We start from the raw sequence: 15,553 nt of genomic DNA on the forward strand, positions 1-15,553 counted from the left end.
TCAGTTCTGCCGCCATGGCAGACCACGGAAGCGCCAGCCGCCTTTCTGTCCGCGGTGGGCATCGGCGTCCGGATCGCCTTCGAATCCCTCCAATATGTTGTAAGCCTCCAGGCCCAGCTCGGTCGCGCGCTTGGCCGCCGCGATGGAGCGCACACCGCTGCGGCACAGCAACACCACTTTCTTGCTGCCCGACGCGGCACGCAACAGGGCGTCAAAGTCAGGGTTCATCGCCATGCCAGGCCACTGCTTCCATGCCAGCGGCAAGGCGCCGGGCACAAAGCCGACCCACTCGCGCTCGGCGTCGGTGCGCACATCCACCAGCACGGCCTCGCCCGCCTGCACCCATTGCCAGGCGAGTTCGGGCGACACATCGCCCGCGTAGGTTCCCTGGTGCGCGCCACCGGGTGGGACGGGTTGCATCTGCAGCACTCCATCGGCGTCGTGTCGCAGGCCGGAGGTGAGGTTGGCAGGCACAGCCTCGTCGATGCGCCTGGGGCGCGGAAGCTCGAGGGCGTTCATGAGTGCCACGAATTCGGCCTGGGTTTTGCCTGCCACGCGCGTGTTGGCGGCCTTTTCCTGCCCGATGCTTGAGCAAGTACGCCCCTGGTAGTCGTGGCCCGGCCAGACGATGGTGTCGTCCGGCAAGGAAAACAGCACTTGCGTGATGCTGCGAAAGAGCGCCTCGGCGCTGCCCGACTGAAAGTCCGTGCGGCCACAACCGTTGATGAGCAGCGTGTCGCCGGTAAAGACATGCTGGCGCCACACAAAGCTCATGCTGCCGGCGGTATGCCCCGGCGTGCTCAGCGCCTTGAGCTGTTCGGCACCAAAGCTGAGCGTGTCTGCGTCGTTCAGCTGGATGCCCGCCGTGCCGATGCCGCATCCCGAGGGGGCGGCGGTCTTCGCGCCAGCGAGTTCGGCCAGACGACCCGCGCTGGTGATGTGGTCGGCATGGGCGTGGGTTTCCACCGTCCAGACCAGTTTCAGACCGTACTCGCGCAGGGTCGCGAGGTCGCGCTCGATCTGTTCGTCCACCGGGTCAATGATCACCGCCTCCCGGCTGACTTGATCAAACAACACATAGGTATAGGTACTGGAAGCAGGGTCGAACAGTTGAATCGGTTTCATGGGAGGCCTCGATGCGCCGGCGCCCGGCTCGGCGCCGGGCTGGATCTGTGGGGTTTCCATCATGCCCGAGGCCTCGGCATCGAAATTTCAAAATTGACTGCAGAATTTTTCACGCCCGATTTTGGTGCCACGCCATGCAGAACAAGGACATGCACAACTGGCTTTGTCCGTGGTCGGTGAAAACCCTGCGAATGCGCAACGCACCTTGAGCGCATCATCAGCGGCTCAACAACCCGACTGGAGACACCCGATGACCGACAAGAAGACCGTCACTTCGCGCCGAGGCATGATCAAAGGCGCCGCCGTTGCTGCAGGCGCCATGTCCGTGCCGATGATCGCCACGGCACAGACCACGACCTTGCGCTTCCAGAGCACGTGGCCATCGAAAGACATCTTCCACGAATACGCACAGGACTTTGCCAAGAAGGTCAACGACATGGCCGGTGGCCGTCTGAAGATCGAAGTGCTGCCTGCCGGCGCCGTGGTGCCTGCGTTCCAGCTGCTTGAAGCGGTGGCCAAGGGCACGCTGGACGGCGGCCATGGCGTGGTCGCGTACCACTACGGCAAAAACTCCGCGCTGGCACTGTGGGGCTCCGGCCCGGCCTACGGCATGGACCCCAACATGGTGCTGGCCTGGCACAACTACGGCGGCGGCAAGGCCCTGCTGGAAGAGATCTACGCCAGCCTGAACCTGGACGTGGCCTCTTACCTCTACGGCCCCATGCCCACGCAGCCGCTGGGCTGGTTCAAGAAGCCTGTGGCCAAGGTGGCCGACATGAAGGGCCTGAAGTTCCGCACCGTGGGCCTGGCGGTAGACGTGTTCACCAAGATGGGCACGGCCGTGAACCCGCTGCCTGGCGGCGAAATCGTGCCTGCGCTGGACCGTGGCCTGATCGACGCAGCCGAGTTCAACAACGCATCGAGCGACCGTGTGCTGGGCTTCCCCGACGTGGCCAAGAACTGCATGCTGCAGAGCTTCCACCAGAGCGGTGAGCAGTTCGAGATCCTGTTCAACAAGACCAAGCTCAACGCGCTGCCGGCGGAAGTCAAGGCCATCGTGGACTACGCGGTGCAGGCCGCCAGCGCCGACATGAGCTGGAAGGCGATTCAGCGCAACTCGCAGGACTACATCGAGCTGAAGAAGGCCGGCGTGAAGTTCTACAAGACACCCGATCCGATCCTGCGCGCCCAGCTGGAAGCCTGGGACCAGACCATCGCCGAGAAGGCCAAGACCAACCCGATCTTCCAGAAGGTGCTGGACTCCCAGAAGGCGTTTGCCCAGCGCGCAGGTCAGTGGCAGAACGACTACCTGGTCGATTTCAAGATGGCCTACAACCACTACTTCGGCAAGGGCGCCAAGAAATCCTGATCGGGCTTCGCCTCGCCCGGGGCGCCTTCGGGCGCCCCTTTCTGTTTCTGGAAATTCACATGCAAAAACTGTTATTGGCCGTTGACAGACTGTCGACCTGGTTCGGCAAGGCGTGCGCGTGGAGCGTGGTCTCCCTCACCCTGCTCATCACCTGGGAGGTGTTCTCTCGCTATGTGCTCAACAAGCCCCATGCCTGGGTGCTGGATGCACAGATCATGATGTACGGCCTGCTGTTCATGAGCGCGGGCGCCTACACGCTGGCCAAGAGCGGCCATGTGCGCGGCGACGTGCTCTATGGGTTCTTTCAACCCCGCACGCAGGCGGCCGTCGACCTCACCCTCTACATCCTGTTTTTTCTGCCGGGCATTCTGGCGCTGACCTATGCCGGCTGGTTTTTTGCCAACGACTCGCTGGCCATCCGCGAGCAGACCTTCAACGCCGACCCGCTGCCGGTCTATCCGTTCAAGTTCGTGGTGCCGATTGCCGGCGCCTTCCTGCTGCTGCAGGGCATTGTGGAAATCATCCGCTGCGTCATGTGCCTGCAAACCGGCGAATGGCCTTCACGCGAAGACGACGTGGAGGAAGTGGACGTGGACAAACTCAAAGAAATGGTGAATGTGAAAGACGCCGACATTGAAGCGCTGGACAGCCTCGTCGTGAAGAAAGGCGGCCAGTGATGCGCATCCGCAAAGAACTCTGGTTCGGCTTCTCGCTGATGGCGCTCATCGGCGCAGCAGCCCTCACGATGGTGTTCAGTGTGGACACCATGACCAACGGCCACTATGGCCTGCTCATGCTGTCGCTGGTGGTCGTGGCCATCATGCTGGGCTTTCCTACCGCCTTCACGCTGATGGGCATGGGCATGATGTTCGCGTTCTTCGCCTACCACTCGGGCGACCAGAGCGCGGCCGGTGCCATGAAGCAGACGCTGGACCTCATGGTGCAGCGCGCCTTCTCGGTGATGGGCAACGACGTGCTGATCTCGATCCCGCTGTTCGTGTTCATGGGCTACCTCGTCGAACGCGCCAACCTGATCGACAAGCTCTTCCGCAGCCTGCACCTGGCGCTGGCGCGCGTGCCCGGTTCGCTGGGCGTGGCCACGCTGGTGACCTGCGCGGTGTTTGCCACCGCCACCGGCATCGTGGGCGCGGTCGTCACACTCATGGGCCTGCTGGCCCTGCCGCAGATGCTGCGCGCGGGCTACGACGTGCGGCTGTCGGCTGGCGTCATCACCGCCGGTGGCTGCCTCGGCATCCTGATCCCGCCGTCGGTGCTGCTGATCGTCTACGGCGCCACCGCAGGCGTGTCGGTGGTGCAGCTGTACGCCGGCGCCTTCTTCCCCGGCATCATGCTGGCCGGCCTGTACATCGTGTACGTGATCGTCATGGCCAAGGTCAAGCCGAACTGGGCGCCACCGCTCACCGCGGCGCAACGCTTCGTGCCGCTGCCTGCTTCCCTCACCGCCATCGGTGCCACGGGCGACGGCTGGGCCGTCTCCCGCCTGATCAAGGCCCTGAACGGCAAGCGCAACCAGGACGTCTCCACCCGCTACCTGCTGGGACAACTGGGCATCGCGCTGTTGCCTGCGATCCTGTTCGCGGCCGTCGCCATCGCCAGCTACCAGAGCGCCACCACGGTGGTGCCAGTGGAAACCTACGAAGAGCTGCAGCCCATGGGCGCGGGCAGCACCGTGGACGAAGACAGCAGCAGCGAAGGCGGGCTGGCCGAACCCAAAGATGAAGAAGGTGGGCTCGCTGAGCCGCCGTCTGAAGACGAGGGCGTGGCCGAGCCACCCGGTGCACAGTCGGACGCCGTGGCGGAACCCCCGGGTGCCGACAAGGAAGCGGCCAGCACCAGCGCCAGCGGCGCGGTGGCCGAGCCTGCGGCCGCAGCCGCCGCCGAGGCCGCCGAACCCGCAGCCACCACGAAGCCGGCCTCCATGAGCTACTGGATTGGCCTGGCCGTGGGTGCACTGGCCATGGTCATCTTCTACGCCATCCTCAGCTTCACGCGGCTCGAAGTCTTCAAGATGCTGCTCTCCAGCTTCTTCCCGCTGCTGGTGCTCATCCTGGCGGTGCTGGGCTCGATCGTCTTCGGTCTGGCCACGCCCACGGAAGCGGCCGCGGTCGGTGCGTTCGGCGGTTTCCTGCTGGCGGCGGCTTACCGGCAACTCACCTTTGGCGTGATCAAGGAAAGCGTGTTCCTCACCGCCAAGACGAGCGCCATGGTGTGCTGGCTCTTCGTGGGCTCGGCGATCTTTTCGGCGGCGTTCGCGCTGCTGGGTGGGCAGGAGCTGGTGGAGCAGTGGGTGCTGGGCATGAACCTCACCAAGACCGAGTTCCTGATCCTGTCGCAGGTGCTGATCTTCATCCTGGGCTGGCCGCTGGAGTGGACCGAGATCATCGTGATCTTCATGCCCATCTTCATTCCCCTGCTGGACAACTTTGGCGTGGATCCGCTGTTCTTCGGCCTGCTGGTGGCCCTCAACCTGCAGACCGCCTTCCTGAGCCCACCGGTGGCCATGAGTGCGTTCTACCTCAAGGGGGTTGCGCCCAAGCACGTGACGCTGAACCAGATCTTTGCCGGCATGCTGCCCTTCATGGGCATCCAGATCCTGGCCATCGTGCTGCTGTACCAGTTCCCGGCCATCGGCCTGTGGCTGCCGCAGGTGCTGTACCGGTGATCTGCCGGGCAGTCCTCAACACCTTCCAGGGGCGCTTCGGCGCCCCTTTTTCTGGCGAATCCGGTTAACATGACGTTTACGTAAACGTCAACCAAACGGATGCGCGCCGCAGCGCACCAGCGAACCGCCCGGAGACCCCTTCCATGCCCCGTTCGAACGTCCCCGCGCTGCCTTTCCCGCCGGCGGCCCTGCTCGCGAGCAAAGGCAGCGTCTGGCGCGACTGGCAGATCGCCCCCGACCCGGGCAAGCCAGTCTCTCTCAAGAAGTTCAAGCCAGAGGCCAAGCCCTTCTCTGGCGAGAGCAAGGCCACCGACCAAGCCGCCGTGCAGGCCATCGCCGAGGAGCTCGACGGCCTGCAGGACCTCTTCTACGCCGACCGGCGCTTCAAGCTGCTGGTGGTGCTGCAAGGCACCGACACCGCCGGCAAGGACGGCACCGTGCGCGGCGTGTTCTCGCGCACCAGCCCGCTGGGCGTGCACACCGTGGGCTGGAAGGCCCCCACCGAAGCCGAGCGCGACCACGACTACCTCTGGCGCATCCACCAGAAGATGCCGGGCGCCGGCGAGACCATGGTGTTCAACCGCAGCCACTACGAAGACGTGCTGGTGCCCGTGGTCAACGGCTGGATCACGCCCGAGCAGACCGCGCAGCGCTATGCGCACATCAACGACTTCGAGCGGCTGCTGGCCGAGACCGGCACCGTGATCCTGAAGTTCATGCTGCACATCGGCAGCGACGAACAGCGCCAGCGCCTGCAGGAGCGCGTGGACGACCCGACCAAGCACTGGAAATTCAGCATGGGCGACATCGAGGTGCGCCGGCAGTGGGCCGACTATCAGCGCGCCTACGAAGCGCTGCTGAAAGAAACCAGCACGCCGTGGGCGCCCTGGACCGTGGTGCCCGCCAATTCGAAGACCCACCGCAACCTCATGATCGCCACCGTGGTGCGCGACACCCTCAAGGCGCTCGACCTGCGCTATCCACCCCCCAACCCCGCGTTGAACGGCCTTCGCATCGACTGAAGCCTCCGCCACGCCCGCCCCCCGCAAGACAGAAGAGAGACACCATGAGCAACCTCGCCGCCGAGTTCCAGGCCCTGGCCAACTACCGCCCCACGCACAAGGTGCGCTTCGTCACCGCTGCGAGCCTGTTCGACGGCCACGACGCGGCCATCAACATCATGCGGCGCATCTTGCAGGGCATGGGCGCCGAGGTGATCCACCTGGGCCACAACCGCTCGGTCGACGAAGTGGTGACCGCGGCCCTGCAGGAAGACGCGCAGGGCATCGCCATCAGCTCCTACCAGGGCGGCCATGTGGAGTACTTCAAGTACATGGTCGATCTGCTCAAGAGCCGTGGCGGCGAGCACATCCAGGTGTTTGGCGGCGGCGGCGGCGTGATCGTGCCGGCCGAGATCCGCGAGCTGCAGGACTACGGCGTGACGCGCATCTACAGCCCGGAAGACGGCCAGAAGATGGGCCTGGCCGGCATGATCGGCGAGATGGTGATGCGCTGCGACCGCGACCTGAGCCCCTATGCACCGAAGGCGTTGGCCGCTATCGAAGGCCAGGGTGAAATGAACTGGCGCGCGCTCGCCCAGCTCATCACCGCACTGGAAAACGGCACCGCCGATGCCGCCCTCGTCGCCGCGCTGCGCGAAGGGGCCAAGGCGAAGCAGGTGCCGGTGCTCGGCATCACCGGCACTGGCGGTGCGGGCAAGTCATCGCTCACCGACGAACTCATCCGCCGCCTGCGCCTGGACCAGGACGACCGACTGCGCGTGGCCGTCATCAGCATCGACCCGTCGCGCCGCAAGAGCGGCGGCGCACTGCTCGGCGACCGCATCCGCATGAACGCCATCAACCCCTGGAGCCAGGGCCAGCGCGTGTACATGCGCAGCCTGGCCACGCGCGACTTCGGCAGCGAGATCAGCGCCGCCCTGCCCGACGTGATCGCGGCCTGCAAGTGCGCCGGCTTTGACCTCATCGTGGTCGAGACCTCCGGCATTGGCCAGGGCGATGCGGCCATCGTGCCGCACGTGGACGTGCCCATGTATGTGATGACGCCTGAGTTCGGCGCGGCCAGCCAGCTCGAGAAGATCGATATGCTCGACTTCGCCGCGTTTGTGGCCATCAACAAGTTTGACCGCAAGGGCGCGCTCGATGCCCTGCGCGACGTGGCCAAGCAGGTGCAGCGCAACCAGGAGGCCTGGAGCACGCCACCCGACCAGATGCCGGTGTTCGGCACCATGGCCGCGCGCTTCAACGACGACGGTGTGACCGCGCTGTACCAGGCGCTCAAAGTCCGCCTCGGTGAGCTGGGCCTGCCGCTCACCGAAGGCCGCCTGCCCGCCGTGAAGGTGCGCCACAGCACCAACCAGACGCCCATCGTGCCGCCGGCGCGCACGCGCTACCTCGCCGAGATCAGCGACACGGTGCGCGGCTACAAGAAGAAAGCCATCGAGCAGGCCCGCCTGGCGCGCGAGATCCAGCAGCTGCAGGCCACGGCCTCCATGCTGCGCGTGGAAAAGCCCGAACGCGCCCGCGCCGCCGAGGCCGTGATCGACCTCGCCCAGCTGCGCGAACTCGACCAGGACCCCGCCGCGCGCAAGCTGCTGGTGCAGTGGCCCGACATGCAGAAGGCCTACGCGGGCGACGAGTACGTGGTGAAGATCCGCGACAAGGAGATCCGCACTGCGCTCACCACCAAGAGCCTCTCGGGCACCACCATCCGCAAGGTGGCACTGCCCAAATACGAAGACCATGGCGAGATCCTGAAATGGCTGATGCTGGACAACGTGCCCGGCAGCTTCCCGTACACCGCCGGCACCTTTGCCTTCAAGCGCGAAGGCGAAGACCCCACGCGCATGTTCGCCGGCGAGGGCGACGCCTTCCGCACCAACCGCCGCTTCAAGCTGCTCTCGGCGGGCACACCGGCCAAGCGCCTGTCCACGGCGTTCGACTCTGTCACGCTCTACGGCAACGACCCCGACCCGCGCCCCGACATCTACGGCAAGGTGGGCAATTCGGGCGTGAGCATCGCCACGCTCGACGACATGAAGGTGCTCTACAGCGGCTTCGACCTGTGCCACCCGGCCACCTCCGTTTCGATGACGATCAACGGCCCGGCGCCGAGCATCCTGGCGATGTTCATGAACACCGCCATCGACCAGAACCTGGAGAAATTTGAAGCCGAGAACGGCCGCGCGCCCACCGACACCGAGGCCGCCAAGATCCGCGAGTGGGTGCTGGCCAACGTGCGCGGCACGGTGCAGGCCGACATCCTCAAGGAAGACCAGGGCCAGAACACCTGCATCTTCTCGACCGAGTTCTCGCTCAAGGTCATGGGCGACATCGCCGAGTACTTTGTGCACCACGACGTGCGCAACTTCTATTCGGTGTCGATCTCGGGCTACCACATCGCCGAGGCCGGTGCCAACCCGATCAGCCAGCTCGCCTTCACGCTCTCCAACGGCTTCACGTTCGTCGAAGCCTATCTGGCGCGTGGCATGCACATCGACGACTTCGCGCCCAACCTCTCCTTCTTCTTCAGCAACGGCATGGACCCGGAGTACACGGTGCTGGGCCGCGTGGCGCGACGCATCTGGGCCGTGGCCCTGCGCGACCGCTACGGTGCCAACGAGCGCTCGCAGAAGCTGAAGTACCACGTGCAGACCAGCGGCCGCAGCCTGCACGCACAAGAGATCCAGTTCAACGACATCCGCACCACGCTGCAGGCGCTGATCGCCATCTACGACAACTGCAACAGCCTGCACACCAACGCGTTCGACGAAGCGATCACCACGCCCACGGAAGACTCGGTGCGCCGCGCGATGGCGATCCAGCTCATCATCAACCGCGAGTGGGGCCTGGCCAAGAACGAGAACCCCAACCAGGGCGCCTTCATCATCGACGAGCTCACCGAGCTGGTGGAAGAAGCGGTGCTGCAGGAGTTCGAGAAGATCGCCGAGCGCGGCGGTGTGCTGGGCGCCATGGAAACCGGCTACCAGCGCGGCAAGATCCAGGACGAGTCCATGCACTACGAGATGCTCAAGCACACGGGCGAGTACCCGATCGTGGGCGTGAACACCTTCCGCAACCCGCACGGCGACACCACGCCCGAGACGCTGGAACTCGCGCGCTCGACCGAGGACGAAAAACAGAACCAGCTGCAGCGCCTGGCCGACTTCCACAACCGCCATGCGGCCGAGTCACCGGCCATGCTGCAGCGCCTGCGCCAGGCCGTGATCGAGAACGGCAACGTGTTCGAGGTGCTGATGGACGCGGTGCGCGTGTGCTCGCTCGGCCAGATCACCAGCGCGCTGTTCGAGGTGGGCGGCCAGTACCGCCGCAACATGTGAGCGGCGCCTGCCGCTCGCCGCTCACACCGGGCGGGCCAGCGGCAGGTTGAGCAGCAGGTTCTGCGGCTTGAGCTTGAGCAGGCCGTCGGCCGTCATGGCCAACCCCAGGTAGACCGGTTTGCCGCGCACGTCGGCGCGCATGTCTTGCGGGTGGACGAAGCTCAGGCGGAACAGGCTGATGAGGCGCCGCTGGCGCTCAGGCTCCACCTCGTGGCCCACATACAAGTCGTTGAGCAAGGCGGTGGCCTCCACATCGAGCCCCAGGTGCCAGCGCCACGACGGGTCTTCCACGCGCGCCTCGGGCTGGATCTTCACCTCCACGCCGTGGAAGTGGCGCACCCACTTCTCCAGCACGGCGGCCAGCGCCTTGAGGCCGGAGCGCGAGCGCGTCATGGTGAGCGTGAGGCCGTGCGGCAATTCGTTCTGGATTTCGTGCGTGAGGTCGAGCACGAAGTTGAAACGGCCGTTGCCCGCGCGGCTGCCCAGGTAGCGCGCCGCGTTGTCGTCGCCCAGCACCTCGACCTGCGTGGCCGGCAGGCTCGCACCGCCCTGCATCAGCAGGCGGCCCACGTCGCCCAGGCCGCCGGTCTCGTTGAGCATGTCCAGCACCTCGCTGTCGCCACTGAGCACGCGGCCGTCCTGCACGCTCACGCGCTGGCGCCTAAAGAGCATCTCGGCGGCGCGCCACAGCCAGGCATCGGGCTCGTCGGCCAGCAGGTGGCACACCATCGCCTGCACCACCAGGTCGAGGAACAGCGGTGGCATCTGGATGGCGCCAGCGCGAAAGAACCCGGCATAGGCCGCTTCCAGAGAACCCGCCGCGATCACGGCGTCGCGAAAGCCCAGGAACAGGCGGTGGTTGGCGCGCGCGTCGTCGTCTTCAAAGGCGTCGAGCTCGGCGGCGGTCACCGCGCGCGTGGGCGAGACCATGAGCGAGGCGTGCAGCGCACGCTCGGCGTCGCACGACTCTTCCACCAGTGCCAGCTCGGGCCGCGCCAGCCACAGGCGCCAGTAGCCATCGGTCGGGCTCAGCCAGCCGCGGTCACCGCGGATGAGTTGGTCGTGGCCACACGAGGACCAGAAAGAGGCAGGGGCATTGGCCATGAAAAAGGCCTACCGGACGCGCGCCCGGAGGCAGTGAAAACTGGGGGAGGCCGCATTGTCGTTCACCCTGCGCGTTCGTCCCGCAAGTTCGCCCCGGCGTGCGCTTGCACTCACAATAGCCGCATGCAAAAAGACATCAGCCTCATCGGGGTGCCCACCGACATTGGCGCGGGCGCACGCGGTGCCTCCATGGGGCCTGAAGCCCTGCGCGTGGCAGGCCTGGCCACCGTGCTCGAAGGCCAAGGCCTGCAGGTGGCGGACCGTGGCAACCTCAACGGCCCGGCCAACCCCTGGCGCCCGCCGACTGCGGGCTATCGCCACCTCGATGAGGTGGTCGCCTGGAACCAGACCTTGCACGAGGCTGTGTACGCCGAGCTGGCGCTGGGCCGCCTGCCCATCGTGCTGGGCGGCGACCATTGCCTGGGCCTGGGCTCGATCAGCGCGGTGGCGCGCCACTGCCGCGAGGCGGGCAAACAACTGCGCGTGCTCTGGCTCGACGCCCACGCCGATTTCAACACCGCCGCCCTCACGCCGAGCGGCAACATCCACGGCATGCCGGTGGCCTTGCTCTGCGGCATGGGGCCTGCCGCACTCACCGGCATTGGCGGCACCACCCCGGCGATGGACGCGAGTGTGGTGCGGCAGATCGGCATTCGCAGCGTGGACGCCGGCGAAAAGCGGCTGGTGCACGAGGCCGGGCTGGAAGTGTTCGACATGCGCTACATCGACGAAATGGGCATGCGCCACACGATGGAGCAGGCGCTGGCCGGCATGGACGAGCACACGCACCTGCACGTGAGCTTCGATGTGGACTTTCTCGATCCCGAGATCGCCCCGGGCGTGGGCACCACCGTGCCGGGCGGACCGACCTACCGGGAAGCGCAGCTGTGCATGGAGATGATCGCGGACACCGGGCGACTGGCCTCCATGGACGTGATGGAACTCAACCCGGCGCTCGATGTGCGCAACCGCACTGCGGAGCTCGCGGTGGACCTGATCGAAAGCCTGTTCGGCAAGTCCACGCTGATGCGGAAAAAGTAGGCCGCGGCTGGGTGTGCCCGTCAGCCTTGCGCCACCAGCTCCAGATGCTCCACCACCGGTGGCTGCGCAAAGAAGGGGCCGACGATGGCGCGCCATTCGGCAAATGCGGCAGACCCGCGGAAATCCACCGTGTGGTTTTCCAGCGTGTCCCAGCGGATCAGCAGCAGGTAGCGGCCGGGGCTCTCGATGCTGCGCTGCACCTGGTAACCCTGGAAGCCCTTGGCCTTGCCGATGACGGTGCGGGCACCGCGCTCGATGGCGGCTTCAAACTCCGAGGCTTTCGAGGGGTCGATGCGGATGTCCGCGTGTTCGAGAATCATGGTTGTCGTCCTGCTGTTGTGATGGAGGGATGCGATCCGCACGCATCATATCCACGGCCTTCTCGGCCATCATGATCACAGGGGCGTTGGTGTTGCCGCCCACCACGCTCGGCATGACGGACGCGTCGACCACCCGAAGCCCGGCCACGCCATGTACGCGCAGGCGCGCATCGACCACGTCCATCGCACCAGGGCCCCCATCAGGCCCCATCCTGCACGTGCCCACCGGGTGGTAGATCGTGTCGGCGTGCTGGCGAATGAACTGCTCGATCTGCGCGTCGCTCTTCGCGTGGGCCGACGACGCCGATTCGGTGCCGCCATGCCGCGCGAGCGCGGGTTGCTGCAACAGCTCGCGCATGCGCTTGAAGCCGCGCACCAGGCGCGCCATGTCGTCGGGGTCCTGCAGGAACGCCGGGTCGATCAGCGGCGCGGTCTGCGGGTCGGCATTGGCCAGCCGCAGCTCGCCGCGGCTGCGCGGGCGCAGCAGGCAGACATGGCACGAATAGCCATGGCCCAGCACCGTCTTGCGGCCGTGGTCCACCAGCTTGCCCACCACGAAGTGCAGTTGCAGGTCGGGAATGGGTTCGTCGGCTGCGCTCTTGATGAAGCCGCCGGCTTCTGCAAAGTTGGTGGTCAGGAGGCCACGGCGGTGGCGGCGCCACTCGAAGATGCCGCGCAGCGCGCGCGCCATGCCGCTGGGGGAAATGCCGAACAGGTCCTTCACGCGCGGGGCGTTGACCACGATCACCACATCCACGTGGTCGTGCAGGTTCTGCCCCACGCCGGGCAGATCGCGCACCACGGCAATGCCGTGCTCGCGCAACTGGTCGGCCGGACCCATGCCCGAGAGCATGAGCAGCTGCGGTGAGCCAAACGCCCCGGCACTCAGCACCACTTCCCCGCCGTCCTTCAGCCGCAAGATCTGCAGCGGCCCCCGCCCCCCCTGCCCCCGGTATTCCACGCCGACTGCCCGCACCGTGCCGTCGGTGTCGTCGGTGACCACGCGGGTGGTCAGCGCATTCGTGATGACCTGCAGGTTGGGCCGTTGCAGGTGCGGCGTGAGGTAGGCCTTGGCCGCGCTGTGGCGCTCGCCGTTCTTGTGCGTGACCTGGTAGGCGCCCACGCCCTCTTGCTCAACCCCGTTGAAGTCGGCGTTGCGGGGGTGCCCCGCCTGCTCACCCGCCTCGATGAAGGAAGGCAGAAAGGGGTTGGGGCTGCGCAGGTCCATCACGTTGAGCGGGCCGCCCTGGCCATGCAGTGCGTCGGCGCCGCGCTCGTTGTGCTCGGCGCGCCTGAAGTACGGCAGCACCTCGGCGAACGACCAGCCCGGGTTGCCCTGCGCGGCCCAGCCGTCGTAGTCGCTGGCGTGGCCGCGCGCGTAAATCATGGCGTTGACCGAGCTGGAGCCGCCCAGCACCTTGCCGCGTGGCTGGTAGCCGCGCCGCCCGTTCAGGCCGGGCTGCGGCACGGTCTGCAAGCCCCAGTTGGCCTGCCCGTTCTTGGCCAGCAAAGCCAGGCCTGCGGGGCAGTGGATGAGCACGCTGTGGTCGGGCGGGCCGGCCTCGATGAGTGCCACGCGGATGGTGGGGTCTTCGCTGAGGCGGCCGGCGAGCACGCAGCCGGCCGATCCGCCGCCAACGATGATGTAGTCGAACATGGTGTCTCCGTGGTGGGCAACGCCGGGCTGGGCGTGCGCGACAATCTGCGGGCAAGGTAGCACAGGGCCTGACGAGTGGTTAGGCAGCACCGCCTAGGAAAGACACACCGGCGACGCCGGGTTTTCACCCCCCTTTTACGAACAGGAGCAGCGCCTCATGAACAGCATCCAGACCGTCGGCATCATTGGCTCGGGCACCATGGGCAACGGCATCGCGCAGGCCTGCGCCACCCGCGGCATCCGCGTGGTGATGGTCGACATCGCACAGGCTGCGGTCGACAAGGGCCTGGCCACCGTGGCAGGCAGCCTGGACCGTTTGATCAAGAAGGAAAAGATCACCACCGCCGACAAGGACCAGGCGCTGGCGCTTATCAAGGGCTCGACGAACTACGAAGACCTCAAGGGCGCGCAGCTCGTCATTGAAGCGGCCACCGAGAACGAAAGCCTCAAGATCAAGATCCTGCAACAGCTCGATGGCTTGCTCGCACCCGAGGTGATCGTGGCCACCAACACCAGCTCGATCAGCATCACCAAGCTGGCAGCCGCCACGCAACGCGCCGACCGCTTCATCGGCATGCACTTCTTCAACCCCGTGCCGATGATGGCGCTGGTGGAAATCATCCGCGGCCTGCAAACCAGCGATGCCACGCACGACGCCGTGAAGGCGCTGGCCGAAGCGCTGGGCAAGTCGCCGATCACCGTGAAGAACGCGCCCGGCTTCGTGGTCAACCGCATCCTCGTGCCGATGATCAACGAGGCGTTCTTCGTGCTCGCCGAAGGCATCGCCACGCCGGACGACATCGACGCCGGCATGAAGCTGGGCACCAACCAGCCCATCGGCCCGCTGGCCCTGGCCGACATGATCGGACTGGACGTGTGCCTGGCGGTGATGAACGTCTACATGGCCGAGTTCAACGACAGCAAGTACCGCCCCGCCCCGCTGCTCAAGGAAATGGTGGCGGCGGGCTACCTGGGCCGCAAGACCGGGCGCGGCGTGTATAGGTATTGACCCCCCCTGCGCCGCGCTGCGCGCGTCACCCCCCGAGGGGGCGATGCGTGCGGACCGGCGGAGCCGGATCCGCCGCATCCTGGATCAGGACACGCGCGCCGGATGCAGATGGGAGGTTTTGCCTTGCTGAGTCACCAGGGCACTGACGTACCGTGGTGATCGAAGAACCCGCCGTTACTGCCCTCGGGCAGGGTGTCGATCACCTGCAGCAGCTCCTGCGCGGCCGTGGCGGGTGGGCGCACCTCCAGGCCGGTCTTGGCGAAGGGTTGGGACAGGGCCGTGTCCACCGTACCGGGATGGAGCGCCACGCACAGGGCCTGCCGGTTGCGCCGCGCCAGCTCGATGGCTGCGGTGTGCACCAGCTGGTTGAGCGCCGCCTTGGACGCGCGGTAGCCGTACCAGCCGCCCAGCCGGTTGTCGCCGATGCTGCCCACCCGCGCCGACAGAAACGCCGCCACACACCGGCCCTGCGTGGGCAACAGCGGGAGAAAGTGCCGCATGACCAGCGCGGGGCCGATGGCATTGATCAGGAAGCTGTGCTGCAGCGCGTCGGTGTTCAGGTGCTGCCACGAGCGCTCGGGCTCCGCGCGTTGCCCGCTCGCCGTGTGGCCGTGCAGGAAGCCGGTGGCAACGATCAGGCGCTGCAGTGGCAACCCCGATTGCGCCAGGCGGTCGGCCACATGCTGCGCGCAGGCAGCAACGCTGGCTTCCCCGGTGTAGTCCAGCGCGGGCTGCGTACGCCGGCCCAGGGCCAGCACCTCGACACCTTGGGCCTGCAGCTGCGCCACCAGTGCGGCACCCACGCCGCCGGTCCCGCCCAGCACCACGGCGAGGCCGTCGGGTGGGCGGGCGGCATCGGGTGTGGGCGTCGAGGTCATCGGCCCA

General features: G+C 66.5%; 12 protein-coding genes and 1 pseudogene. 7 read left to right on the forward strand and 6 right to left on the reverse strand.

The window, feature by feature from the left end; all coding sequences use genetic code 11:
* Both KXJ60_RS06195 and KXJ60_RS21665 read right to left on the reverse strand, forming a co-directional pair.
* Entirely contained in the window at positions 1-420 is a 420-nt protein-coding gene (locus KXJ60_RS06195; RefSeq protein WP_291125434.1) for a rhodanese-like domain-containing protein, read from the reverse strand.
* Between the two features lie 204 nt (positions 421-624).
* Positions 625-1,188: pseudogene (locus KXJ60_RS21665) on the reverse strand (MBL fold metallo-hydrolase); the annotation flags it as partial.
* A gap of 187 nt (positions 1,189-1,375) precedes the next feature.
* On the opposite strand from KXJ60_RS21665, the gene KXJ60_RS06205 reads away from it, so the two are divergent.
* The 5 genes from KXJ60_RS06205 (at position 1,376) to icmF (ending at position 9,537) form a co-directional block, all read left to right on the forward strand.
* Entirely contained in the window at positions 1,376-2,494 is a 1,119-nt protein-coding gene (locus KXJ60_RS06205; protein WP_291125260.1) for a TRAP transporter substrate-binding protein, read from the forward strand.
* 59 nt (positions 2,495-2,553) lie between these two features.
* On the forward strand, positions 2,554-3,171 hold the full coding sequence (locus KXJ60_RS06210) for a TRAP transporter small permease subunit (RefSeq protein WP_291125262.1): 618 nt from the start codon (positions 2,554-2,556) through the stop codon (positions 3,169-3,171).
* Positions 3,171-5,177: a TRAP transporter large permease subunit gene (locus KXJ60_RS06215; RefSeq protein WP_291125263.1), complete on the forward strand. Its 2,007-nt coding sequence runs from the start codon at positions 3,171-3,173 to the stop codon at positions 5,175-5,177. Before KXJ60_RS06210 ends, KXJ60_RS06215 begins: the two co-directional genes overlap by 1 nt.
* 143 nt (positions 5,178-5,320) lie before the next feature.
* Complete coding sequence (locus KXJ60_RS06220; protein ID WP_291125265.1) at positions 5,321-6,199, forward strand: PPK2 family polyphosphate kinase; 879 nt, start codon at positions 5,321-5,323, stop codon at positions 6,197-6,199.
* Between the two features lie 44 nt (positions 6,200-6,243).
* Entirely contained in the window at positions 6,244-9,537 is a 3,294-nt protein-coding gene (gene icmF, locus KXJ60_RS06225; RefSeq protein WP_291125267.1) for a fused isobutyryl-CoA mutase/GTPase IcmF, read from the forward strand.
* Positions 9,538-9,558: 21 nt separating this feature from the next.
* Here icmF and KXJ60_RS06230 read toward each other — a convergent pair whose 3' ends face one another.
* Positions 9,559-10,641 carry a DUF6352 family protein gene (locus tag KXJ60_RS06230; RefSeq protein WP_291125269.1) on the reverse strand — a complete coding sequence of 361 codons (1,083 nt, stop codon included), beginning with the start codon at positions 10,639-10,641 and terminating at the stop codon, positions 9,559-9,561.
* Positions 10,642-10,764: 123 nt separating this feature from the next.
* Between KXJ60_RS06230 and rocF the strand changes: the two genes are divergently transcribed.
* Positions 10,765-11,682, forward strand: a complete 918-nt coding sequence (gene rocF / locus KXJ60_RS06235; RefSeq protein ID WP_291125271.1) for an arginase — start codon at positions 10,765-10,767, stop codon at positions 11,680-11,682.
* Between the two features lie 20 nt (positions 11,683-11,702).
* On the opposite strand, the gene KXJ60_RS06240 is transcribed toward rocF, so the two are convergent.
* On the reverse strand, positions 11,703-12,002 hold the full coding sequence (locus tag KXJ60_RS06240) for an antibiotic biosynthesis monooxygenase family protein (RefSeq protein WP_291125273.1): 300 nt from the start codon (positions 12,000-12,002) through the stop codon (positions 11,703-11,705).
* Positions 11,947-13,659 carry a choline dehydrogenase gene (locus tag KXJ60_RS06245; protein WP_291125275.1) on the reverse strand — a complete coding sequence of 571 codons (1,713 nt, stop codon included), beginning with the start codon at positions 13,657-13,659 and terminating at the stop codon, positions 11,947-11,949. Before KXJ60_RS06245 ends, KXJ60_RS06240 begins: the two co-directional genes overlap by 56 nt.
* 157 nt (positions 13,660-13,816) lie before the next feature.
* On the opposite strand from KXJ60_RS06245, the gene KXJ60_RS06250 reads away from it, so the two are divergent.
* Positions 13,817-14,668 carry a 3-hydroxybutyryl-CoA dehydrogenase gene (locus tag KXJ60_RS06250; protein WP_291125276.1) on the forward strand — a complete coding sequence of 284 codons (852 nt, stop codon included), beginning with the start codon at positions 13,817-13,819 and terminating at the stop codon, positions 14,666-14,668.
* Positions 14,669-14,799: 131 nt separating this feature from the next.
* On the opposite strand, the gene KXJ60_RS06255 is transcribed toward KXJ60_RS06250, so the two are convergent.
* Entirely contained in the window at positions 14,800-15,546 is a 747-nt protein-coding gene (locus KXJ60_RS06255; protein ID WP_291125278.1) for an SDR family NAD(P)-dependent oxidoreductase, read from the reverse strand.
* Positions 15,547-15,553: the final 7 nt, after the last annotated feature.

The organism is Hydrogenophaga sp., assembly GCF_019264445.1.
Lineage (GTDB): Bacteria > Pseudomonadota > Gammaproteobacteria > Burkholderiales > Burkholderiaceae_C > Hydrogenophaga.